The organism is Flavobacterium sp. T12S277 (genome assembly GCF_048514875.1).
In the GTDB taxonomy this organism is placed as follows: Bacteria; Bacteroidota; Bacteroidia; order Flavobacteriales; family Flavobacteriaceae; genus Flavobacterium.
On record NZ_JBLYEG010000005.1, the window covers coordinates 280756 to 303184 of the forward strand.

Consider the following 22429-nt stretch of genomic DNA (forward strand, 5'->3'; position numbering starts at 1 on the left):
AAATCCTTAATTATATTAACTGTTTTTGATACTAAATGCGTATTCTTTTTTGCTGCCTTCTTTAAGGTGCATTTTTACACCAAGTGTATTTCCGTTTTTCTCCAGTATGGTAACTATAGCAATTACGGAATAGTAGTCTTTATCAGATTGAAAAACTAAAGTACCTTCGTAGGTTGAATTCATCACGCCTTGTTTGTCTGTTGTAACAGATATTTTTCTCGGGTGTGAGAATTGTGCAACACTATAAGTCGCTTTGTTGGAGAATTTTGCTTTTCCGCCACAAATGTCGAACAGAAAATCATAGTTTCCTATTCTAAGACTTCCTTCTTCATCATTCGCGTTAGTCGAAAATACGATCTGACCGGCGTATTTAAAATCCGACCATTCTTCAGATTCATTTAGCCAGGCTTTATCAACAACTAGCGTCTGAGTGGTTTGTTGCGCATAGTTTACAGAAACACAAAATAATAATAAAAAAAGAGCGTAATACTTCTTCATAAAATTTAAGATTTAAGGGTTATGTGACAAATTTAAATAAATATGTCACAATACCTTAACTAAAACTCTTAAATATTTGTATTATTTTTTGCTAATTATGTAATAACTCGTTTAAATAATGCTGTTTTTTTGTGAAATTGCAAATCAAACCATGCAAAGCGCTATTATTCTTGTTAAATCGGTAAAATCGATCTGCTGAGAAAAATCGCGTTTTTATTACATTATATTCACCACAGTTTCTATTTGCGGTGCATATTTTTTTATAGTTGTCTCAACTCCCGCTTTTAGGGTCATCTGATTTACACTGCAGCTAATACATGCTCCTTCAAGACGAACTTTAACATGTTTGTCATCGTCTATCGAAATAAGCGTAATGTCTCCTCCGTCAGAATTTAAAAAAGGTCTGATCTCGTCAAGAGCCAATAATACGTTGCTTGTTAATTCTTCTGTTGTCATAATTTTATCAATTAGAAAATTTGTCAATTAGATAATTAGATAGTGTAAACAATTATCTAATTATCTAATTTTCTCATTATCTCATTATATTAATTCTTTTTTACTGCTGAACAGCCTGCCATAGTTGTAATTTTTATGGCTTCAGTTGCAGGTAAGCTATCGTTTCTGTTTACAGTTTCCTGTACAACATTTCGGGTGATTTCTTCAAAAACAGTTTCGATTGCCGAAGCAGTTTGCAAAGCAGCCGGACGACCATAGTCACCAGCTTCACGAATAGATTGTACAATTGGAACTTCTCCTAAAAAAGGAACATTTAAGTCTTCGGCAAGATTTTTTGCTCCTTCTTGTCCAAAGATATAATATTTATTGTCAGGTAATTCTGCCGGTGTAAAATAAGCCATGTTCTCGATGATTCCCAAAACAGGTACATTAATGTTGTCCTGCATGAACATTGCCACTCCTTTTTTAGCATCAGCCAAAGCCACTGCCTGAGGCGTACTTACTACCACAGCTCCTGTAATTGGTAACGATTGCATGATCGAAAGGTGGATGTCTCCGGTTCCCGGAGGCAAATCGATTAGCATAAAATCTAATTCTCCCCAATCGGCATCAAAAATCATTTGGTTCAACGCTTTTGCAGCCATCGGACCTCTCCAGATCACAGCCTGACTTGGAGCTGTAAAGAAACCAATAGAAAGTATTTTGATTTCATAACTCTCAATAGGCTTCATTTTTGATTTTCCGTCAACAGTAATCGAAACCGGTTTTTCGTTTTCAACATCAAACATGATTGGCATTGATGGTCCGTAGATATCTGCATCAAGAACCCCAACCGAAAAGCCCATTTTGGCAAGTGTTACAGCAAGATTTGCAGTAACAGTTGATTTCCCAACTCCTCCCTTACCGGAAGCAACCGCAATAATATTTTTGATTCCAGGGATAGCACGACCTTTAATTTCGTTTTTCTCCGGAGTTTCTACTTTGATATTTACTTTGATTTTTGCTTCAGGAGATACCAATTCATGAATTGTTTTTTTGATATCATCTTCGGCTCTTTTTTTGATATGCATTGCCGGTGTATGCAACACCAAATCAACAACAACTTCATCACCAAAAGTAATGACGTTGGCAACAGCGCCGCTTTCAACCATATTTTTTCCTTCTCCCGCTATAGTAATTGTTTCTAGAGCTTTAAGAATTTCTTTTCTGTCTAATTTCATTTTAATGGACTATTTTCGATTGATTGAAACCGATTTAAAGTATTGTATTTATTTAAACTGATTTCAGACTGCAAAGATAACAGATTATGTTCGGATTCAAACCCTTTTTAAATTGTATTTATTGATATTGAGATTGCTCAAAATGATTCTTGGGAACTGTTTTTGATTTCGGAACGAAAAAAAGGACGAGTCATATTGTATTTACAGGCAAAAAAAAGCAAAAAACAGTACCTGCAAACAGATGAAAAATTAAGAATAAGATCGTTAAAATGTCAATAATCTTAGCTATATTTGAGTGCCCTAAATTTGCGATTTTTAAATATTCTAAAAAGTATCTGAAAACTTGCCTTTGGGTAAATTATAGGTTTTCGGTATTTTTTGAATAAAGTTTATTTTCTAAAATTTAAATCTGAAAAATATGCGAAATTTTACTTCTTTATCTGTAATCATTACCGTTAGTTTTTTGCTGTTTTCTTTTGAACCTTCTGCTAAAGAAAGCCATGTAAAGCATAAAGTCAGGGAGCTTGAGAATGTTTTTGCATCCAACAGGTATTTCTTTAAAGCTATTGTTGATGCAGAAGCAATCGGCCAGTTTTATAAAAAATATCCCAACCTGAAAAAATACCAGAATGACGTTTTGGATCTGTATAAGAAAAAGGAATTTAAGACGATCTGGTACGATGACAAGAGTGTGAGCGAGTTTGGTGCGCTGCTGTATCATAAGGTGCGATTGCTCAACGAGCAGGGAATTAAGGCTACGATGCCTTATATGAATTTGGTAGATGATGTTTTTAACGAGAACGTAACGAATGATCTTCCTCAAATCGACACCGAGCTTTTGCTGTCTAATATGTATGTGTTTTATGCAAGCAATGTTTATTCAGGAGTTGATCCCGCGACACTAAAAAAAATAGGATGGTTCCTTCCGGCCAAAAGCATTTCGTATTCTAAAATACTAGACTCGCTTATGGTAGATCCCGACCGTTTAAACAAAGACGAGACTCTTTTATTTGGGCAATACTACAAACTTAGAGCCGTGTTGAAAAGATACCGAAACATTGAAAAAAACAATCAATGGACAAAAATTGATATCGACAGCATAAATTATAAAGACCTAAAGCCTTTTGATAGTGGTGTTGCGGTCAAACAAATCAGACAGCGTTTGTTTGTGGTGGGCGATTTGGCACAAGATTCTAAAAGAGCGGTATATGATGAAGAGATGATGGCCGGAGTTTTAAAGTATAAAAAAAGATACGGGCTTAAATTGAATTATGCGATCACCCGCGATCACATTAACCAAATGAATGAACCAATTGGGAATCGTATTAAAACCATCATGTTAAATATGGAGCGCTGCCGATGGATTCCAACCGCATTAGCAAAGGCTAATGAGTATGTAATGGTTAACATCCCGTCTTTTAGGCTGATTTATGTGAAAAATGGTAAATACGAACTCGTTTCAGATGTTTTTGTGGGAACCCGAATGACCGAAACGGTGATCTTTAGTGGTAATATGGATCGAATTGTATTTAGTCCGTACTGGTATGTGCCGCAGAGTATCATTAAAAATGAGCTGAAATTAAAAATGGCGGAAGATAAAAATTATCTGGCAGATCATAATATGGAATGGAACGGAGGGAACGTAAGACAAAAACCGGGTCCTAAAAACTCACTCGGACTGGTTAAATTCATGTTTCCAAATCCAAATGACATTTACCTGCATGATACTCCGGCAAAAAGCTTATTTGATTTTGAAAAACGTATTTTCAGTCATGGCTGCATCAATGTTAAAGAAGCAAAAAATCTGGCGCTCGCTATTTTAAAGGATAATCCGGACTGGCCTGTCGATAAAATAGATAAGGCCATGAGCGGTGAAAAAGAAACCACCTGTATGCTGAAAACCAAAATCCCAATTTACATTGGGTATTTTACAGCCTGGGTAACTGATGACGGAGAAATTGGTTTTTATCCGGATGTTTACGACAGGGATAAACAATTAGATAAGTTACTGTATTCAGATTCTGTTGTTTCAAAATAAAAAAGAAACCCGCCCGATCGTGATGATTGGGCGGGTTTCTTAAAAAAATGGTCTACAAGTTTATTCGTATTTTAAATATTTTAAGATATCGATCTTGGTTACCTGATAGGCTTTGGCTAACACAATCATAAGTGTTAAAGCCAGCAGAGAGGCCAAAGCGATACTAAATGGAATTACTGACACTCCAATTCGGAAAGCAAAGTTTTCCAGCCATTTCTGTAGCAAAATATATGCCGGAATGATGCCAATTACAAATCCCAGTAAACAAAAGCCAACATATTGTCTGGATAGTTCTTTTAGTAAAGCATCTGTTTCTGCTCCTAATGTTTTTCGAATGGCGATTTCTTTCAATCTTCGTTCCATCGAGAAAGAAGCCAAAGCAAACAATCCGAAAATGGCGATGATGATGACCACAAGATTTAAAATGAAAAAGAGGTTTTTCTGTTTCACCTGTTCCTGATAGGTTCGGGCAAAGCCTTTATTGACAAATTCATATTCAAAAGGATAATCCTGATTGATGTTTTTCGCCCAGAATTTGTCTAGTTTTGATAGGGTTTGATCTAAATTATTAGGAGAAACTTTTACATAAATATTATCATAATTATTCCACTTTAAAGTTTTAAGATTGATGAAAACCATTGGAGGAACCTTATCCTGTAATCCTGTGATGTGAAAATCCTTTACAACCCCAACAATTTTAAATTTCAGGTTTCCTTTTTCATTTCCCCAACCCGATGTTATAACTGTATTAATAGGATTTTTAATTCCTAATGTTTTAACAAGAGTTTCGTTGACCAGCCAGTTATCAATGGTATCCGAAGCAAATTTTGGAGACAAATCACGTCCCTGAACGATTTTGATTTTCATCATATCCAGAAAACCAAAATCCATTTCGACATTTCGGGATTGTACAAAAATACTATTGTGTGTAAATCCTGAACTGGAGTTGGTGCTATTTCCAAAAGAACCGGCAAAGGTGGATACATCGGTAACCCCCGGCATTTTTAAAAGTTCTTGTTTGGTGGTTTGATATTTAAGGAATTTCTTGTCGTATTCCTGATAATTAAAAGGAATTTTGATGACCTGATCTCCACTAAAACCAAGATCTTTGTTCATCATATAACTTACCTGTGAATTCACGATTAAGGCACCAATAATAAAAAAAGCTGCAATACCAAACTGGAAAATAAGCATCGAATTTCGAATCCAGATACCGCTTTTACTTCTGGAGAAGTTTCCTTTTAAAACCTTAAGCGTTTCGAAATTTGAGATGTAAACGGCAGGAAAAACACCTGCAAGAACGATTACTAATCCAAATATAAAAAGAAGTTGTAGGTAAAATTCACTGCCATTCATAGTCAGGGATTTTTTCAAAAAAGTATTGTAGTGCGGCAGAGAAAGCTCTACAATTGCCAGAGCAAAAATAATGGCTAAAACTACTATGATCGCGGTTTCGAAAATAAACTGAAGGACGATCTGCTTTTTAGTGGCTCCCACAATCTTACGAACACCCACTTCCTTAGCGCGTTTTATTGCTGAAGCTGTCGCTAAATTGATATAGTTCACCAAAGAAAGCGCCAGAATCAAAATAGAGAGACCGACCATGATATAAAGCAATTGCAGATTTCCTTTTCCTTCCGGAAGATTTGCTCCCTGTGACGATTTTGTACCGTGCAAACGCGTATCGCTTAATTTATCTAATATTACAGTTGTCTGCCCATTTTCTTTTACATATTGCTCTGGAGTCTGTCCGTTGGCTTTTGCATCTTTCAAAGTTCGGTTAACGTAATCTACATTTTGTATTTTCTTTAAAACAGTTGCAATATCAGTTCCTTTTTTAACTTTAATCATTAAGCCATAATTAAAGTTACCCCAACTTTGCTCGTCGCCATCACGGGCAACTCCGCTAAAAACGTAATTGGGTTCAAAAGCTGAAGGCGCTATGATTTTATAAACCGATTTTACCGTGTAATCTTTGTAATTATAGGTAATTGATTTGCCAATTGGGTCTTCGTTCTTAAAAAGTAATTTTGCGGTTTCTTCTGATAATGCCACACTGTTTTTCTCTTTCAGGATATTGGTTTTGGCTCCTTTTACGATAGGTAGCGGAAACATATCAAAAAAGCCATTGTCGGAAACAGCAATTTTTTTGTGAAAGAATTTTTGCCCCTGATATTTAATCATATCGTTGTTGTACCAGGAATTAAAAAAACAGATCGATTCTATTTCGGGAATTGTTGCTTTACAGGTTCTTCCGAAAGGAATACTGCTGGAAGCCCAGGTATCTCCTGTTGCTCCAATTTTATTCAAAACCTGATAGACGTTATCTTTTTCAGGATTCCATTGATCATAGGCATTTTCGTTATTCCAGTATAAAATGGCGAAAATTACTCCCGAGATTCCAATGCTTAATCCCAGGACATTTAAAAACGAAAACAATTTGTTTTGCTTCAAATGATATATAAATATTTTAAACCAGTTAAAAATCATATTGTATTTTTTATAGTTGTTATGGTAGCTCTTAAAATAGTCTTACAGGTTTTGCTATTGGTCAGGCTTTATAGAGTTGATAGTATTTTGCAAACAAATCCCATCAGGATTATGATTGCGGTTACAATAAATTTGATCATTTTATTTTTATTTAGCGTCCATAAAAACATCAACATTACGCTGATTGAATTTTTCAGAAAATATTACACCGTCTTTCATATGAATCGTTTTTTGCGAAAATGAAGCATCATAATCAGAGTGGGTAACCATTAAAATGGTAGCTCCTTTAGCATGTAAATCGGTTAAAAGTTCCATCACCTCATTACCATTTTTACTATCTAAGTTTCCGGTTGGCTCATCGGCCAGGATAATCTTAGGATCGTTTACCAGCGCTCTTGCAACGGCAACCCTTTGTTGTTGTCCTCCCGAAAGTTGTTGCGGGAAATGTTTAAGACGGTGTGAGATATTTAGTTTCTCGGCAATAGCTTCAATCTTTTGTTTTCGCTCTGAAGCTTTTACATTGTTGTAAATCAAAGGCAATTCGATATTGTCATAAACCGAAAGCTCATCGATCAGGTTGAAATTCTGGAAAATAAAACCAATGTTTTCTTTGCGGACATTTGCTCTTCCTTTCTCTTTTAAACCAATCATTTCCTGATCTAATAATTTGTAGCTCCCGCCTGATGCACTGTCCAAAAGCCCAATGATATTCAGTAAAGTCGATTTTCCACAACCCGAAGGTCCCATTATGGTTAAAAAATCTCCTTTTTTTATCTCTAAAGAAATGCCGCTTAAAGCTGCTGTTTCTACTTCTTCTGTTCTAAAAACTTTGGTTAGGTTTTGTATGGTTATCATAAGTTTTAAAAATTTAGTTGTTGTTAATTCTATTTTTTGATTGATGATTGAAACTTTATGTATTGTAAAATGTAAAATGTTAATTGTGAACTGTAAACTGCGACTGCGACTGAAAACTGCGACTAAAAACTCCTACTGAGCGCGATTAATCGACAATTCTTCAATATCTTTATAATCGGTATAAGATGATGTAATGACCGATTCTCCTTCTTTTAAACCTTCCAGCACTTCATAGTACGATGGGTTTTCACGGCCTATTTTTATGTTTCTTCTTTCGGCTTTGTTTCCTTTTACGACAAAGATCCATTTTCCAGCTGTTTCCTGATTGAAACTTCCTTTTGGAACAACAAGTGTTTTGTTTTTTCCGGACAGAATTAGTTTCACACCAAAACTAAGTCCGTCCTGCAAAGTGATGTTTTCTTTGGAGACAAAAGCCAGCTCAACGGTAAAATGCCCGCTTTTTACTTCCGGAATCACTTTTGTAACCAAAACTTCCAGATTTTTTCCTTGAAACTCGACCTGACCTTTTAAGCCTTCGCGTACTTTTTCGAGATAGAATTCATCTACATCGGCGGTTAATTTATACCCCTGCTTAGAATCGATTCTTCCGATACTTTCGCCCGCCTGAAAAGTTTTTCCCAAAACAGGTTGAAAAGAAGTCAGCCTGCCCGTTTCAGGTGCTGTGATTAAAAAGTTCTTTTTATTGTTTCTTAAAATGTCCAGACTCTTCTCCATGGTCTGAATCGAACGGTTGATTTGAGAAATCTGAACCTGATTGGTTTGTTTTTCTTTTTGAATACTTTGTTGAATGGTTCTCTTGCGTTCGTCTTGAAAACGTAAGCTTTCTTTAAAGTTATTCCAGTCATTTCTTGAAATCACATCCTTTTCAAACAACTTCGCATTCATATCGTACAGCCTTTTGGCATCATTATAATCGTGTTCGATTAAAACCAGGTCTTTGTTTAGGTTTAGCTCCTGATTTCTAATGTTTAGTTTCCCTGTATTTAGATTGTTGATTTGCTCGATAATTGCCGTTTCCTGAGTCAGGTAGTTCAATTCGGTGTTTGGATTGAACAAACGGGCTAACGACTGGCCTTTGGTTACCATAGCGCCATTTTCGACAAAAATTTCTTTTACAGATCCGCCCTCGGTAACATTCACAAGCATTACATTAAGAGGTACTACTTTAGCCTGAAAAACAACGAAATCTTCAAAGAAGGCTTTTTCGACTTTCTGAATGCTCAGCTCATCTGCTTTTACATTCAGACTTCTTTTGGTATTAAACGAGAAAAATACGATTGTTGCCAAAACTAAAAAAACTCCAATTGCTATTGTGAGATATCTAAATTTTCTATTTTTACGAGGAATTAACTTGTCCATTTTCTTTAAATAATTTACTGATTACCAATAGGTAAATACTGTGCCATAAAAATTATTATCTGTAAAGTATTGATTTTAAAGAAGCTTTAAAAACCATCCAAAAAAGAAGTGTTCGAAAATGAACAGTTGACCGTTCAGAATCGGACAAAAAAAGACAGCATGCGAAAAAAACAAGCCCAAATATTAATCGTTGACGATCAGGAAGAAATTCTTTTTTCGGCAAAAATGATCCTCAAAAAACATTTTGAAACCATTTTTACGACAAACAGTCCCAAAAAAATCATTTCGATTTTAAGCGAAAATGAAATAAATGTGGTTTTGTTAGACATGAATTACCGGATTGGTTTTGAAGACGGACGTGAAGGGATTCATTGGCTGAAGGAAATAAAAACACTTTCGCCGCAGACGATTGTAATCTTAATGACTGCTTTTGGTAAAATTGATACCGCAGTTGAAGGGATCAAAATTGGGGCTTTCGATTATGTTTTGAAACCCTGGAACAATGAAAAATTACTTGAGATCATTGATAAGGCGGTAACGGAGAGCCGAAAAAACAGCAAAAAAGAAATCGTAGAAAAAACGAGTAAAAGTTATTTTACAGGAACTTCTTTAAAAATTAAACAAGCCTATTCGATTGCCGAAAGAGTGGCTAAAACGGATGCCAACGTCTTGATATTGGGTGAAAACGGAACCGGAAAATATGTTTTTGCAGAATATATCCATCTGAATTCAGAACGCAAAGAACAGCCTTTTGTACATGTCGATCTGGGGTCGCTAAGTGATAATTTGTTCGAAAGCGAACTTTTTGGTTATGCTAAAGGTGCTTTTACAGATGCAAAAACCGATACGGCCGGAAGATTTGAAACGGCTTCAGGAGGGACCATTTTTCTCGATGAAATAGGGAATATTCCGTTGCATCTGCAATCTAAATTGCTGCACGTTTTACAGACTAAAACCGTAACCCGTCTGGGAGAAAGCAAAGCAAGACCACTAAATGTAAGGATTATTGCGGCTACAAATGCCGACATAAAAGCAGAGGTGAAAAATAAAACTTTTAGAGAAGATTTGCTGTATCGCATCAACACGATGGAGATTTATTTGCCTTCTTTACGAGAACGAAAAGACGATATCGTTCCGATGGCTAATTTTATTTTGGATAAGATTGCCGAAAAATACAATCAGGAGAATTGGCGTTTTGAGGATAATGTGGGCCCATATTTAGAAAAATATCCTTGGAAAGGAAACATTAGAGAGCTCGAGAATAAAATTGAACGTGCTTTAATTTTAGCCGATAATCATACCATTTCGGTGACCAATCTGGACATTTTGGATTTCGAGGAAATTCATGAAAATGATGAAAACCCATTGTCTGAAATGGAAAGAACCGCTATCGAAAAAACATTGTTTAAAAACAACGGAAACATCAGTAAAACAGCCGAAGAACTTGGGTTGTCAAGAGCAGCTTTGTACCGAAGAATTGAGAAATACGACCTAAAAAACACCTAAACTCAAAAGTGATTTGAGGCAGACTTTAAGGAATGTATTTTAAGCTGCGGTACTAAAAAATAAAATAATGAAGAACTGGAAATTTTATAACGCTTTGTTTGCAAGGGTGCTGCTCGTCATGATCCCCTTTTTCTTTTGTGTCTTTCTCATTTACAAAATGTTTTATTACAATGCGCTTCTGGTTGGTTTTGTGGTTTTACTATTATTGGCCGAAATGTACTTTTTTGTTAAAAATCAGTCTTTGTTTTACGATAAAATGCTTCTTTCGATCTTACAGAATGATTTTTCGAGTAATTTCCCCGAAGAACACAAAACAGACAATTTCAGGAATTTGTTTTTGTTGTATGATAAGCTAAGGTTTCAGCGACAGGAACAGACTTCAAAAGAACGCATCTATCAGTCTATTTTAAACAACATTGATACCGCTACTTTAATTCTCGAGAAAGAAGGGGAGGATTGGAATCTTTTTTTAATGAACGATTGCTTTTCCAACTTATTTAAGGTGCCAAAAGTAAGCCATTGGAAATACCTTAAAAATTACCTGCCATCTCTTTGTGAGGAAATTGAAAAAATGGGCTTTACCGAATTGAAATCGGCTATTTCGATCAAAATTGAAGATCAGGATTTGCAGACTTTTATGCTTCAAACCTCGCATACAAAAACGTACGACAAAGAGTATTTCATTATTTTGCTGGACAGTATTCAGCGGGTCATTGAGAAAAAGGAGAAAGAAGCCTGGATTAATCTGATGAAAATTATTTCGCACGAGTTAATGAACTCCTTAACACCAATTCGTGCGCTTTCGCAGAATTTACTCCAAATCGTAGATCAGGAAGCACTGGAAGAGGATGATTTTGAGGACATCAAAAGCAGTATTTCGACCATTATCAATCGGAGCGATCACTTGCAGGCTTTTGTCGAAAACTACCGAAAACTGGCGATGCTGCCAACTCCGACCAAAAAAATGACACCTATAAATGCTCTTTTTGAAGATTGTCTTCGGGTGATGAGTCCTATTTTAAAAGCGGAAAATGTCGAACTGATAAACGATATCAATAGCCCCAGATCGATTTTAATTGACAAAAGTCAGATGGAACAGGTGATTATCAATTTAATCACAAATAGTATTTATGCCCTGAAAGAAAAGAAGGAGAAGAAAATGTTTTTGTCGGCCCATACCGAAAACAATCGTTTTTTTATTACCATTTCGGATAACGGAAAAGGAATTGATACAGCGATCAGGGATAAAGTTTTTCTGCCGTTTTTTACCACCAGAAAAGATGGTGCCGGAATTGGACTAACGCTTTCCAAAAATATCATCGAAGCGCATGGAGGCTATCTGAGTTATCAAACCGATGAAGACCGAACCAGCTTTGTGATTTGTCTGATTTAGTTAAGATCAAAGAGTAAATAATAAGAAATATACGGTTCACACAATCAAATTATGATTGTCCTCTTTGGGCTTTAAGATGCAGAAGGAAGACGGGTGCAGAGCCGTTTGGGACTAAATTTTGCGTCCCTTGCGCTTTCTTTGCGTTCCTTGCGGTTAAAAAACTTTAAAGTTCGATTTTGGGTTGCCAGAAGTGTTTTTCAAAATCTATAATCTGATTGTCTATCACTTCGATGCCCTCGTTTTCGAGTAGCTGCTGCATTAGATTGGTTCCATCAAAATGATGTTTACCGGTCAGAAGACCTTTTCGGTTAACCACACGATGTGCCGGAACATCATCTCTGTTATGACAGGCGTTCATTGCCCAGCCTACCATTCGGGCAGAGCGGGCGGTGCCTAAAGCTTTGGCAATTGCACCATATGAAGTTACTTTTCCGTGCGGAATTTGCCTGGCAATCTCATAAACTCTTTCAAAAAAATTATCTTCAGCCATAGATTGGTTTTTGCCACAGATTAAAAGGATTAAAGGGATTTTTTTGTCCGCTTTATTAGTGCATCGGCATGAAAATTATAGTATTTTCATCATGATAAAATTAATCATTTTGAAATTTTATAAGCGTAATAAAAAGAAATCTTTTTGATTAGTGCTCTATAATTTTTCTAACTAAAATAATAATTCAAAATATTAAAAAGCGTTAGTAGCGCTATTAATCCTGTGATGCTTCCAATAATCGTATTCATGTTTCGCATCAGATAATCTGTTTTCTTTTCGATTCTTCCAAAGAAACCGATGTAGCTGTACAAAGCAGCAAATGAGCCTAAAACAGATCCGAATACAAAGGTAAAAATAATGTTGTTTTCGAATACAAAAAGGTGGTAAGAAGCGAGTGTAATACTCACTACCACATAATACGGAATTGGAAAAAAGTTCAGTCCGGAAAGCAGCATTCCCAAAAAGAAACGGCTTTTTTTACTGCTCTTTTTAATCTTTGATTTTTTGGCTTTGGGTTCTTTCGCGATAAACAAAAAGTAAATCGTCAAAACCGAGAAAATAGCAAATCCTACTTCACGCAACAAGGTCACCACATCCGGTCGATTGTCGATCACCTGCGCAAATAAAACGGCTATAGAAACCTGAAAAAAGATCACCAGTACAGCCCCGGCAACAAACCATAAGGCATTCTTTTTACCCTCTTTCAAATTTACTTTGGCTGCAGTCATGTTGATCAGACCTGGAGGAATAATCCCAATGAAAGCGGCAAGAAAACCTGAAAGTAATGGGGTAAGTAATGCCATTCAGTTGTTTAATGGGTTTGAAAAACGTTTTTAAATTAAATTAGTCTTTAATTTTGAAACGAATATACGTAATTGCCTTGTTAATTTCTAAATATTGTTTCTCATAAAAAGTCTGGAATGCAGTAACCTCTTCCGGGCTTCCTTCGTTTTTATAGACATTGTGGTTGGCATATAAAACCTCGTGACCTTCGCCGTGAAGTAATCCCAGTGTGTAACCGTGCATAAATTCACTGTCGGTTTTTAAGTTTACGACTCCGTCTTTTTTGAGGATTTTTTTATACAACTTCAAAAACTCCGAATTGGTCATACGGTGTTTTGTTCTTTTGTATTTGATTTGCGGATCCGGAAAAGTAATCCAGATTTCGTCTACCTCATGGTCTGCAAAAATATGATTGATCAATTCGATTTGAGTTCGAACAAATGCAACATTGTGTAATCCGTTTTCTACAGCGGTCTTAGCACCTCTCCAGAAACGGGCTCCTTTAATATCAATTCCAATAAAATTTTTGTTTGGATATCTTTCTGCTAATCCAACAGAATATTCTCCTTTTCCACATCCTAATTCTAAAACTAATGGATTGTCATTTTTAAAGAAATCAGAATTCCATTTTCCTTTCAAAGGCATTAAATCACCTACAACTTCTTCTCTGGTTGGTTGAAAAACGTTTTGAAATGTTTCGTTTTCTCTGAATCTTTTTAGTTTATTTTTACTTCCCACTTTTACAAAAATTTTCAGCAAAATTAAGGAATATAAACGAATTGAATACAGGTCGTATGTTTTTAAATTTTTTGTTGCAAATTTTGAGAATTCTTCAAGTTTTAAATTTTTAGAAAGAATCCGTTTTTATCAGCGTTTTTGCGATAGCAAACCCGTATAATCAGCGTCTGATTTTGCGTGACCTTTGTACACGGATCAAACCGATTCGCTATCGCGAAGACACAGATTGAGCAAGGCTTTTTTAAGTTTTAAAACATAAAAAATCTTTTTAATCCATTTATCTGTGGTAAAAGAATTAACCGTAATGGACTTCAGTAATAGCTTTTAATTTAGGGTCAAGCGTTTCATCGTGTTGGGATAAATCCAGTCCAATATGTTCGTTTTCTTCGGAAACACGCAGCGGAATAATAAAATTGGTCACTTTGAAGAGAAAATACGCTCCGAAAAAAGTAAAAATTGAAACCAAAACCAATGCCATCATATGGTGTGCAAATACATTCCAGCCGCCATGCAGTAAACTTGCGTCCTCGCCATGAGCAAAAACGGCGGTCAAAATCATTCCCATAATTCCCCCTACACCATGACAAGCAAAAACGTCAAGTGTATCATCAAATTTTTTCGAGAAACGACAATTTACAACCGAATTAGAAACCAAGGCTGTTACAAATCCAAAAAACATACTTTCAGGAACCGATACAAATCCCGCAGCCGGTGTTATGGCCACCAAACCTACAACAGCTCCAATACAGGCGCCAAGAGCCGACACTTTTCTGCCGTTCATTCTATCAAAGAAAACCCAGGTCAGCATGGCTGCTGCCGATGAGGTTGTAGTGGTTGCAAAAGCCATAGCGGCCGTTCCGTTGGCCGCAAGAGCCGAGCCGGCGTTGAATCCGAACCACCCAAACCATAACATTCCGGTTCCTAATAATACAAAGGGAATGTTGGTGGGAATATGCTGTTTGTTTTTTCTTTTACCCAGAACCAGAACACCAGCCAAAGCGGCAAATCCGGAACTCATGTGTACCACTGTTCCTCCGGCGAAATCTTTTACGCCAAAATAACTTCCTAAAATACCTGTTGGATACCAAACGGAATGGCACAATGGTGCATAAATAAAAATGGTAAACAAACTGATAAAAAGTAAATACGATATAAAACGAACGCGCTCGGCAAAGGATCCGGTAATAATTGCCGGAGCGATAATCGCAAACTTCATTTGAAACAAGGCAAAAAGCATAAACGGAATTGTGCTGGCCAATTGTTTATGAGGCAAAACCCCCACATAATCCATAAAAGCAAAAGTAGTTGGGTTTCCAAAAAAACTATAAAAATGACCTCCGAGGTTAAGACCTACGGGATCGCCAAAAGCCAGACTAAAGGCAACCACAACCCACAAAAGCGTTACAACCCCTAAGCAGATAAAACTCTGCAGCATGGTCGAAATCACATTTTTCTTGCCCACCATTCCGCCGTAAAAAAAGGATAATCCCGGAGTCATGATCAAAACCAGACAGCAGGAGGTTAACATCCAGGCAACATCGGCAGGAACGATATGATCGGTTGTGCCAAATTCAGCTAATACATAACTATTTTCGGTTACAGTTGGCCAAAAGGCCCCTGTAATACATACAATACTTATAATAATAAAGGAAATGATCCAGCGTTTTTCTATTTTCATTTTTCAAATACTTTATTTAACCCTATTTTTTATAGGGTCAAAGTTATGAAAAAATGAATATTCTTCTTTTTAAGGCTTTAAAAATAAGGGTATAGTTTTTATTTTAGTCAATTCTGCAAAGTCTGACCCGTTTTTTTGAGAGTATCTTATTTTGCCCTTCTCAAAAATGGGTAAAATTGCCAATTGCATTATAATGAAATCACCACTACATTCTCTAAAGCGCTAGAAAAGTTAGAATTATAAAAAGAAAACCCAAAAATGTTTATTTTTTTTGAAGCTTTGCAATCAAAACGTCTTCAAGTGGAGCCTTAATTTTGATCGCAGCATTCACTTCTTCATTAGGAACCGTCATCGATAAAACATAATGTTGTATTTTCCAGTCTTTCCCTACTTTAACCAAAACTCCCGATCCGCGGCAAATTTTCATTTGAGTGTTAAGCAACTCGTCAAACCAGGCAATTTTTCCGGTTTTGTCAAAAAAGATATGACGCTCTAAAGCCGTAAAATTCCAGGCAGTTCCTTTGTCAAAATAAGGTTTCGCCCAAACTTTAAAATCTTTTTTGTTCCAGTTTTCTGTAGCATCAGTGCCAATGAAAATCGCATCATCAGCCATTAAATTAAAATAGGCGTCAAATTTTACCTCACCAGCTGCTTTGTGCCAGGCATCGATAGTTTGGTTGACTTTGTCTTTTTCGGAAGTTTGCGCGTTTGCAAAAACAGTAACAAATAATAATAGTAAGATTGATTTTTTCATAAGAGGTTTGTTTTGGATTTAAAGATAACAAATATTCTTTGAAAGGTGCAGAGGGACAGAGGGACAGAGGGACAGAGGGACAAAGGTACAAAGATGCAGAGGTGCAAAGTTTTTTATTTAAAGAGAAAACTTAAAAAGGATTAAACGCACCGTTTGTCATTTCGACGAAGGAGACCCGAGCGATAGCGAACAGGCGAAGCAAATCTTCGCAAGTAATTCCGCAACGTTTTTATTTTAAAACCTGCACGAAACATTAACTTTGCGTATTCGCGTCTTTGCGAGCCCAAATCACCAAGCAAAACGTAAATTATCGTACATCACTTATATGGTATAAGATGATTTAGTATATTTGATAGCTTTAAAATCGATACATCATGAATCCAAAAATACTCATCACCTCATTGGTCCTCTCCTCAATTTTTTTAACCTCCTGTAAAAAGGAATTAGAGCCTCAGGAAAATACCCCAAATTCTGAATTGGTAAAACTGGGATTGGCAAAAGACACGACAAAAGTAAATTCAGTTGCGCAGGCTCCTGCAGCTGCAGCTGCAAATCCAAATACGGTTTTGAGTGCCAATGGCGGAATGAATCCGGCACACGGGCAACCCGGACATCGCTGTGACATTGCGGTTGGTGCGCCATTAAACTCGGCTCCGACACAAGGACAAACAACAACTGTGCAGCCAGCACAAACGGTTCAGGTAAAACCGGGTCAGCAGAATATAGTAACTACAACCACTACTACACCGGCAAAAGTGGCCAAAGGAATGAATCCGGCACACGGACAACCCGGACACCGCTGTGATATTCCGGTTGGAGCACCTTTAAACTCTCCTGCGGCTAAGCAACCGGCAGCTGCCAATACAGCTCAAAGTGGAACTACTTCGCAAACCTTTACCGTAACACCGCCTGCAACAGATAATGCTGTTCCGGCTTTGTTGAGTACAGAACAAACCGCTGTGGCAGATGGAAAGAATCCGGCACACGGAAAACCGGGACACCGCTGCGATATTGCAGTAGGGGCACCGTTACCAAAATCATAAGAAAGCCGGGATAGTGTAAATCATAATCTGGGCGTGCCACCAATATAAAAAGGGGCTGACTATTGCAATCGCTTAGTCGCCCCTTTTTATATTGCTGTCGGGCTTTCGCTGCTACTTCGGTAGCTTAGCTCTATCCCTCACGCGAAAAACAGTTTTCAGTCTCAGTTTTCACTCTAATTTTGTCCTCCTGAGTGTAGTCGAAGGATAACAATCTATAAAGATTCTTTTACTCAATTTCAAAAATCGCCTGAATTTCAACAGCCGAATTTATCGGTAACGAAGCCGCTCCAATGGTTGCTCTGGCGTGTTTTCCTTTTTCTCCAAAAACCAAAGCCGTCAGGTTTGAAGCCGAATTCATAAGGGCTGCATGTTGTGTATATTCTGGAGTGGTATTAAAATATCCGGTCAACTGTACACATTGTTTTACTTTGTTCAAATCGCCACCGCAAGCCTCTTTTAAAACTGCAATTACATTTAGCATCGTTTGGTAGGTAGCTTCTTTTGCCTGATCATCAGTAACCGTTGCGCCAACTTTACCCGGATTCAAAATCTTACCGTCCTTTAAAGCCACCTGATTAACGTATACTTTATGATCTGAAATCGTAAACGGAACATAATTTCCAACAGGTTTAGGAGCTTCAGGAAGTACAATATTATTGTCTTTTAATGTTTTGTTGATATCGTTTTTAACGTCAACGGTAGTTGTTTTTACCACTTTACCACTTTCTGTATTTCTCAATCCCGAAGCTACTCTGGCCAACGCTTTCCCTTGTTCTTTAGCCAAATTCAATTCGCTTTGTGACGGACGTGTTCCAACAGATCCTGCCAATGAAGTAGCGCCAAACGGGGTATTTCCTTGCGGAACCATTTTGTCTAACGTAGCTGTTCCCATAATCCCGGTAGGCACGATCACCATTCCGTGAGACGCAAGAATATTCCAAAACGATAAAATCGCAGCTTCTTTTCCTGCTCCCGATCCTGCCGACATAAACACAGTGGCTGGTTTTCCTTCTAAAGACCTTGAAGTCCAAAGCGGAATACTCTGACCGAAGAAGTGATTCATATCGGCACTGATATTAGCAAAATGAACAGGGCTTCCAAAAGCGATTCCGTCATAATTTGCAAGCTCTTCGATAGTTGCAATTGGTAATTTCTCTACATCAGCATTCAATTTTTCTTTCGGATTGATAGAAGGAATACGTTTTAAAATTGCTTTTGTATTTGGATACTCCTGAACTCCTTCGGCAATAGACTTGCCCATTTTATAAGTTCCGCCATTTTGAGAATAAATCAAAACCAGCACATTTGTTTCAGATGATTTTACTTGCGCATTTACGCCAAAGCCTATAAATACTGCGATTAATAATACGAGTAATTGCTTTTTCATGAGGGTAATTTTTAATAATTTGTAATGGATAATCTCAATTAAGAAACTTGTTCTATTTCAAAAACCAAGTTCCTCTTTTGGGATTGCAAAATTACTTCTTACAATATCAAAAAGCGTTATTATTATCTTAATTAAGATTTTTGGGTATAATTTATTTTAAATCCCATCCTGACGAATATATTTATAAAAAAAATCGAAACTATATATTTAGAGCTCCAGCGGGGCGATAAATTTATAGGAAATTAAAAAATACACATCAACAGAACCCCATCGGGGTGACATATGGAATCGTACTAAAAATTATATGTCGCTCCGCCGGAGCTGGATTATAATAGCGCATACTAAAATTAGCTATAGATATAACACTCCGCTGGAGTTTTAGTTTAAAAGATTAAAAAAATCTGCTCAATCTGCGAGAAAAAAAAAGTAATCATTCTAATCTGTGAAATCTGTGGCAAAAAAAATTAACTTCGAGCAAACAAATCGCCTTACTTATGAAAAAAGCAATTCTGTATGGAGCAAGCGGGCTAGTTGGCTCTTATATTCTCGAAAATTTGTTGAACAATGACAACTATGAGCAAGTAATAATTGTAGTAAGGAAAGATTTAAACATCCAGCATCCAAAGCTAAAAACGCTTATAGCTGATTTTAATTCCTTATCCAAAGTGGTGAAAGACATTCAGGCCGATGAAGTTTTTATCGCTCTCGGTACCACGCAAAAGAAAACGCCCGATAGAAAGTTATACTATCAAATAGATCACGACTACCCGATTTTGGCAGCAAAACTGGCGAAAGAAAACGGAGCAAAAGCTGTTTTTCTGGTTTCGGCACTTGGTGCAAATGCAAAATCATCTATATTTTATACCAAATTAAAAGGGGAAACCGAACAGGGGATCATCAGCCTGAATTTAGAACATACTTATATTTTTCGTCCGTCGATGATTTTAGGAGACCGAAAAGAAAGCCGACCGATGGAAAAACTATTCATTGGAATATTCAAATTGATCAACCCGTTGTTTGTAGGAGGGCTAAGCAAATACAAAGGAATAGAGGCCGAAGATATCGCCAAAGCAATGGTAAAAAGTGCAGCGCAATTAGATCAGAAAGTAAAAATATTGCATTGGGCAGAAATGACGGCTTTGCTAAAATAAAAAATGGCCCTATCCGGATTAGAGATAAGGCCTTTTTTATGGATGGGATATAAATTAATACGCTTTCATTTTTTCGAAAGTAGTAGTAAGAGATTTTTTTGCCTTCGCCAATGCACCACTAAAAGCTCTTTCGAGTGTATCGGCATGTTCTGTAACAGTTACTGGTTGTAATTTTGCAGTACGAACTTCAATCACACATTTTTTATCGTTTAAGCTAAATTTCTCTCCGTTTTCATCGCCAAAATGTACTTCGACGCGGGTTATTTTTTCCTCAAAACGCGCTAAACCTTTTTCTAATTCGCCAGAGAAATAAGCTTCTAATCTTTCGTGTCCTTCGATGTTCTTGTCGGTATTGATCTGAATTTTCATATGGGTTTATATTTAATGATTGTTTCTCAAAGCTATCTTTTTTTAAGTAAAAACACAAGTAGGTTAATAAAACATTAAGAAATTAATTGTGCTTTTTTTGCGCTCGGTTTGCCATTCCGAGGAACGAGGAATCACACCAGAGATTCCGCAAAGTTTGTCCTTCCTAAAATTGAAGAATCCTAATAGAAATGTAACTGTGAAGTGGCTTTTTTTACGAGATCGTTTGTTTGTTGAAAATTGTGTCTAAATGATATTCAAGAAATTCCTTTCTCGGAGAATACTTTTGAGCGACATTAATTTTTTGATTCTCAATTGAAGCAAAATATCTGTTGAAGAACTCAGTTTCTTTTTTCTTTTTAATTGAATCAGAAAAGATTATTTCATGGTTCGTATTTATCCCAATCAAACCTTTGTCAAATGCTTTATCATAAAGCACTGAAAAACAAATCCCGTTTTCAGGATTTAGACGATGTTCTTCATTCTTAGACCAAGGGATTATATGGCTGGCGAATAATAATTCAGGAATGTCAATTCCTGTGATTGAACATTTATTATCATAATTGGACAAAACCATTTGCCTAAAAACAGATTGGTTCACTCTAGTTCTTACAGCTCTAATAATGTCTTGTCCTTTTAGATCTTTTATGTCGAAAAGGATATCTTCAAACTTCTTTTCAATTGATGTATTCTCTTCTTTAGCAAGTATGTCTTCACTTAAGAAGATTAAATCTTCCTGATTATTGTAAAATTCATCCCAAATTGGTTGAACTTGGTTCATTCCGTTTTTTAAACCTCCAACTCCTCTCTCTTGATGATAAGGATCAACACTTGCAAAATTTCCTAATCTCATGCTTATCTAACTTGGTGTTCTCTCAATTAAGTTTGCAAGTTGAATTATCGCAGGTGTACTTTTATTCATTTTCCCAAAAGGCAATTTGAGATACAAGTTAAAAGCAAGTATTAAATCTTCACTAGTCCAGAGGTTTTTCTGCTTGTTCAAATTATTAAATCATTTATGGTTATATTGTTTCCAATTTTAACAAGTGCGTCCCTATTATCCAACAATAATGAAGCTATAAATGAATTTGTTTTATAAACCTTTTTGATCTGGTCATCATAATGCTGGAGCATTTGTGAATAAACATCGTCAGTAGGCATACCGTTAATAAAAAGAAATAAACCATAATTCGCACATTCCTGAAAACAGGAAAAACCTGAGTAAAAATTAAATTGATTCTTATATCCAAAAAAACTTTGACAACCATTTTTCACCAACTCATGTCCAAGTGTATGTCCACTACTACATGAAACAGTATAAAAAAAAGTATTAGAAAAATTCGTGATATTGATTGTTTCTGAAAGAAAAATATTAGCTCCTCCTTCTGCCAAGCAAGTTTCATTACCATGACAATACGTTACAAAAATGAATGACTTTAAATCAATAGTACTTATGTTAATGTACTTTTCATTTAGTTCGTTACTATTAATAACAGATAAAGGAAAAAATTTACCATTAAAAAAATTCAATATATCATCACGACATTCTGTTAAAAATGTTCCAGCAGTAATGTCGTCGTTGTCAAAAGCTAAAAGAATATCAATCATTTAATTTTTCTAGTTTACGAAGTAATAAATGTATTGTTAGCTGATTTAGTTTTTTGGAAAAAGATTTTCCTAAATCAGTTTGGTTCCTTATTTCATACAAAATTTGATTTAGCGATAAGGATAATCCATTAGCAGTAAAAAAAACTGGAATATCCTTATCTTCAGGTTTTTGAATTATCCAATCTTCAATTATGTTATCTAGACTTGTTTTTAGAAAATTTAATGCTTTTTCAATTACGATTAATGACTCTTGAATTGTTGAGTCTTTCCTAATAAAACCTGACGCATTATTATTAATAAAATCACTGAATGATTCCTCTGTTTCATTTATACCGCTCCAAAGGATTACAGGAATTAATTCTGACTTTTCATTTATTTTTTTCAAAATTGAATGACCATTTTCAAGATCTGTTGCAGAAAATTGAATATCTAAAAGAACAATCATATTTAGTTCCAAATGATTCATAATGAAATGTAAACCTTCTTCCGGCTTCAAAAAAAACAAAATATTAAAACCCCTATCTTCTAAAGTATAGAGTAAAGGATGTTCTTTAATTGAAATTGTATCATCAATAACTACAAATGTTACTTCCAT

Annotated in this window: 21 protein-coding genes; 5 read left to right on the forward strand and 16 right to left on the reverse strand. The window is 36.1% G+C overall.

Features of this window, described 5'->3' with window-relative positions; all coding sequences use genetic code 11:
- Positions 1-15: 15 nt before the first annotated feature.
- The 3 genes from ACN1CN_RS10460 to ACN1CN_RS10470 form a co-directional block, all read right to left on the reverse strand.
- Complete coding sequence (locus ACN1CN_RS10460) at positions 16-498, reverse strand: hypothetical protein (protein ID WP_264526048.1); 483 nt, start codon at positions 496-498, stop codon at positions 16-18.
- Between the two features lie 216 nt (positions 499-714).
- A complete protein-coding gene (locus ACN1CN_RS10465) occupies positions 715-954 on the reverse strand; it encodes a NifU family protein (RefSeq protein ID WP_026982674.1) in 240 nt (79 codons plus the stop codon).
- 89 nt (positions 955-1043) lie between these two features.
- Positions 1044-2174 carry an Mrp/NBP35 family ATP-binding protein gene (locus ACN1CN_RS10470; RefSeq protein ID WP_264526049.1) on the reverse strand — a complete coding sequence of 377 codons (1131 nt, stop codon included), beginning with the start codon at positions 2172-2174 and terminating at the stop codon, positions 1044-1046.
- A gap of 418 nt (positions 2175-2592) precedes the next feature.
- Between ACN1CN_RS10470 and ACN1CN_RS10475 the strand changes: the two genes are divergently transcribed.
- A complete protein-coding gene (locus ACN1CN_RS10475) occupies positions 2593-4212 on the forward strand; it encodes a L,D-transpeptidase family protein (protein ID WP_419135608.1) in 1620 nt (539 codons plus the stop codon).
- Positions 4213-4272: 60 nt separating this feature from the next.
- On the opposite strand, the gene ACN1CN_RS10480 is transcribed toward ACN1CN_RS10475, so the two are convergent.
- The 3 genes from ACN1CN_RS10480 to ACN1CN_RS10490 all read right to left on the reverse strand — a co-directional run bounded on the left by ACN1CN_RS10480 (position 4273) and on the right by ACN1CN_RS10490 (position 8937).
- Positions 4273-6702, reverse strand: coding sequence for an ABC transporter permease (locus ACN1CN_RS10480; protein ID WP_419135609.1), 2430 nt, complete (start codon positions 6700-6702; stop codon positions 4273-4275).
- Positions 6703-6849: 147 nt separating this feature from the next.
- Entirely contained in the window at positions 6850-7557 is a 708-nt protein-coding gene (locus tag ACN1CN_RS10485) for an ABC transporter ATP-binding protein (RefSeq protein ID WP_264526052.1), read from the reverse strand.
- 132 nt (positions 7558-7689) lie between these two features.
- Positions 7690-8937, reverse strand: coding sequence for an efflux RND transporter periplasmic adaptor subunit (locus tag ACN1CN_RS10490; RefSeq protein ID WP_419135610.1), 1248 nt, complete (start codon positions 8935-8937; stop codon positions 7690-7692).
- A 159-nt stretch (positions 8938-9096) separates the two neighbouring features.
- Here ACN1CN_RS10490 and ACN1CN_RS10495 point away from each other — a divergent pair, with 159 nt between their 5' ends.
- Both ACN1CN_RS10495 and ACN1CN_RS10500 read left to right on the forward strand, forming a co-directional pair.
- Positions 9097-10443 (forward strand): sigma-54-dependent transcriptional regulator, encoded by a 1347-nt coding sequence (locus ACN1CN_RS10495; RefSeq protein ID WP_291284878.1) that lies wholly within the window; start codon positions 9097-9099, stop codon positions 10441-10443.
- A 67-nt stretch (positions 10444-10510) separates the two neighbouring features.
- Positions 10511-11836: a sensor histidine kinase gene (locus ACN1CN_RS10500; RefSeq protein ID WP_419135612.1), complete on the forward strand. Its 1326-nt coding sequence runs from the start codon at positions 10511-10513 to the stop codon at positions 11834-11836.
- Positions 11837-11999: 163 nt separating this feature from the next.
- Here ACN1CN_RS10500 and ACN1CN_RS10505 read toward each other — a convergent pair whose 3' ends face one another.
- From ACN1CN_RS10505 to ACN1CN_RS10525, 5 genes are all read right to left on the reverse strand, one after another.
- Positions 12000-12326, reverse strand: a complete 327-nt coding sequence (locus tag ACN1CN_RS10505; protein ID WP_419135613.1) for an MGMT family protein — start codon at positions 12324-12326, stop codon at positions 12000-12002.
- 167 nt (positions 12327-12493) lie between these two features.
- Positions 12494-13129: a LysE family transporter gene (locus ACN1CN_RS10510; protein WP_264526057.1), complete on the reverse strand. Its 636-nt coding sequence runs from the start codon at positions 13127-13129 to the stop codon at positions 12494-12496.
- A 40-nt stretch (positions 13130-13169) separates the two neighbouring features.
- Positions 13170-13847: a tRNA (guanosine(46)-N7)-methyltransferase TrmB gene (trmB, locus tag ACN1CN_RS10515; RefSeq protein WP_173964829.1), complete on the reverse strand. Its 678-nt coding sequence runs from the start codon at positions 13845-13847 to the stop codon at positions 13170-13172.
- A gap of 295 nt (positions 13848-14142) precedes the next feature.
- Positions 14143-15525 (reverse strand): ammonium transporter, encoded by a 1383-nt coding sequence (locus ACN1CN_RS10520; RefSeq protein WP_264526058.1) that lies wholly within the window; start codon positions 15523-15525, stop codon positions 14143-14145.
- 262 nt (positions 15526-15787) lie between these two features.
- Positions 15788-16279 (reverse strand): nuclear transport factor 2 family protein, encoded by a 492-nt coding sequence (locus tag ACN1CN_RS10525; protein WP_419135614.1) that lies wholly within the window; start codon positions 16277-16279, stop codon positions 15788-15790.
- 374 nt (positions 16280-16653) lie between these two features.
- Here ACN1CN_RS10525 and ACN1CN_RS10530 point away from each other — a divergent pair, with 374 nt between their 5' ends.
- Positions 16654-17322 (forward strand): hypothetical protein, encoded by a 669-nt coding sequence (locus ACN1CN_RS10530; RefSeq protein WP_419135616.1) that lies wholly within the window; start codon positions 16654-16656, stop codon positions 17320-17322.
- A gap of 226 nt (positions 17323-17548) precedes the next feature.
- Here the strand turns inward: ACN1CN_RS10530 and wrbA are convergent, their stop codons facing one another.
- Entirely contained in the window at positions 17549-18709 is a 1161-nt protein-coding gene (gene wrbA, locus ACN1CN_RS10535) for an NAD(P)H:quinone oxidoreductase (protein ID WP_419135617.1), read from the reverse strand.
- Between the two features lie 494 nt (positions 18710-19203).
- Between wrbA and ACN1CN_RS10540 the strand changes: the two genes are divergently transcribed.
- The gene (locus ACN1CN_RS10540; protein WP_419135618.1) at positions 19204-19860 is read left to right on the forward strand and encodes an oxidoreductase; all 657 of its coding nucleotides are present in this window, start codon (positions 19204-19206) and stop codon (positions 19858-19860) included.
- 54 nt (positions 19861-19914) lie between these two features.
- On the opposite strand, the gene ACN1CN_RS10545 is transcribed toward ACN1CN_RS10540, so the two are convergent.
- From ACN1CN_RS10545 to ACN1CN_RS10560, 4 genes are all read right to left on the reverse strand, one after another.
- A complete protein-coding gene (locus ACN1CN_RS10545; RefSeq protein ID WP_264526063.1) occupies positions 19915-20229 on the reverse strand; it encodes an HPF/RaiA family ribosome-associated protein in 315 nt (104 codons plus the stop codon).
- A gap of 211 nt (positions 20230-20440) precedes the next feature.
- Positions 20441-21079, reverse strand: a complete 639-nt coding sequence (locus ACN1CN_RS10550) for an HNH endonuclease (RefSeq protein WP_419135620.1) — start codon at positions 21077-21079, stop codon at positions 20441-20443.
- Between the two features lie 146 nt (positions 21080-21225).
- Positions 21226-21834, reverse strand: coding sequence for a hypothetical protein (locus tag ACN1CN_RS10555; protein WP_419135622.1), 609 nt, complete (start codon positions 21832-21834; stop codon positions 21226-21228).
- Complete coding sequence (locus tag ACN1CN_RS10560; RefSeq protein ID WP_419135623.1) at positions 21827-22429, reverse strand: hypothetical protein; 603 nt, start codon at positions 22427-22429, stop codon at positions 21827-21829. Before ACN1CN_RS10560 ends, ACN1CN_RS10555 begins: the two co-directional genes overlap by 8 nt.

Excerpts from the sequence above, each read along its gene's own strand:
- ACN1CN_RS10460 (WP_264526048.1), bottom strand. The coding sequence starts at position 498 with ATGAAGAAGTATTACGCTCTTTTTTTATTATTATTTTGTGTTTCTGTA.
- ACN1CN_RS10465 (WP_026982674.1), bottom strand. The coding sequence starts at position 954 with ATGACAACAGAAGAATTAACAAGCAACGTATTATTGGCTCTTGACGAG.
- ACN1CN_RS10470 (WP_264526049.1), bottom strand. The coding sequence starts at position 2,174 with ATGAAATTAGACAGAAAAGAAATTCTTAAAGCTCTAGAAACAATTACT.
- ACN1CN_RS10475 (WP_419135608.1), top strand. The coding sequence starts at position 2,593 with ATGCGAAATTTTACTTCTTTATCTGTAATCATTACCGTTAGTTTTTTG.
- ACN1CN_RS10480 (WP_419135609.1), bottom strand. The coding sequence starts at position 6,702 with ATGATTTTTAACTGGTTTAAAATATTTATATATCATTTGAAGCAAAAC.
- ACN1CN_RS10485 (WP_264526052.1), bottom strand. The coding sequence starts at position 7,557 with ATGATAACCATACAAAACCTAACCAAAGTTTTTAGAACAGAAGAAGTA.
- ACN1CN_RS10490 (WP_419135610.1), bottom strand. The coding sequence starts at position 8,937 with ATGGACAAGTTAATTCCTCGTAAAAATAGAAAATTTAGATATCTCACA.
- ACN1CN_RS10495 (WP_291284878.1), top strand. The coding sequence starts at position 9,097 with ATGCGAAAAAAACAAGCCCAAATATTAATCGTTGACGATCAGGAAGAA.
- ACN1CN_RS10500 (WP_419135612.1), top strand. The coding sequence starts at position 10,511 with ATGAAGAACTGGAAATTTTATAACGCTTTGTTTGCAAGGGTGCTGCTC.
- ACN1CN_RS10505 (WP_419135613.1), bottom strand. The coding sequence starts at position 12,326 with ATGGCTGAAGATAATTTTTTTGAAAGAGTTTATGAGATTGCCAGGCAA.
- ACN1CN_RS10510 (WP_264526057.1), bottom strand. The coding sequence starts at position 13,129 with ATGGCATTACTTACCCCATTACTTTCAGGTTTTCTTGCCGCTTTCATT.
- ACN1CN_RS10520 (WP_264526058.1), bottom strand. The coding sequence starts at position 15,525 with ATGAAAATAGAAAAACGCTGGATCATTTCCTTTATTATTATAAGTATT.
- ACN1CN_RS10525 (WP_419135614.1), bottom strand. The coding sequence starts at position 16,279 with ATGAAAAAATCAATCTTACTATTATTATTTGTTACTGTTTTTGCAAAC.
- ACN1CN_RS10530 (WP_419135616.1), top strand. The coding sequence starts at position 16,654 with ATGAATCCAAAAATACTCATCACCTCATTGGTCCTCTCCTCAATTTTT.
- wrbA (WP_419135617.1), bottom strand. The coding sequence starts at position 18,709 with ATGAAAAAGCAATTACTCGTATTATTAATCGCAGTATTTATAGGCTTT.
- ACN1CN_RS10540 (WP_419135618.1), top strand. The coding sequence starts at position 19,204 with ATGAAAAAAGCAATTCTGTATGGAGCAAGCGGGCTAGTTGGCTCTTAT.
- ACN1CN_RS10545 (WP_264526063.1), bottom strand. The coding sequence starts at position 20,229 with ATGAAAATTCAGATCAATACCGACAAGAACATCGAAGGACACGAAAGA.
- ACN1CN_RS10550 (WP_419135620.1), bottom strand. The coding sequence starts at position 21,079 with ATGAGATTAGGAAATTTTGCAAGTGTTGATCCTTATCATCAAGAGAGA.
- ACN1CN_RS10555 (WP_419135622.1), bottom strand. The coding sequence starts at position 21,834 with ATGATTGATATTCTTTTAGCTTTTGACAACGACGACATTACTGCTGGA.
- ACN1CN_RS10560 (WP_419135623.1), bottom strand. The coding sequence starts at position 22,429 with ATGGAAGTAACATTTGTAGTTATTGATGATACAATTTCAATTAAAGAA.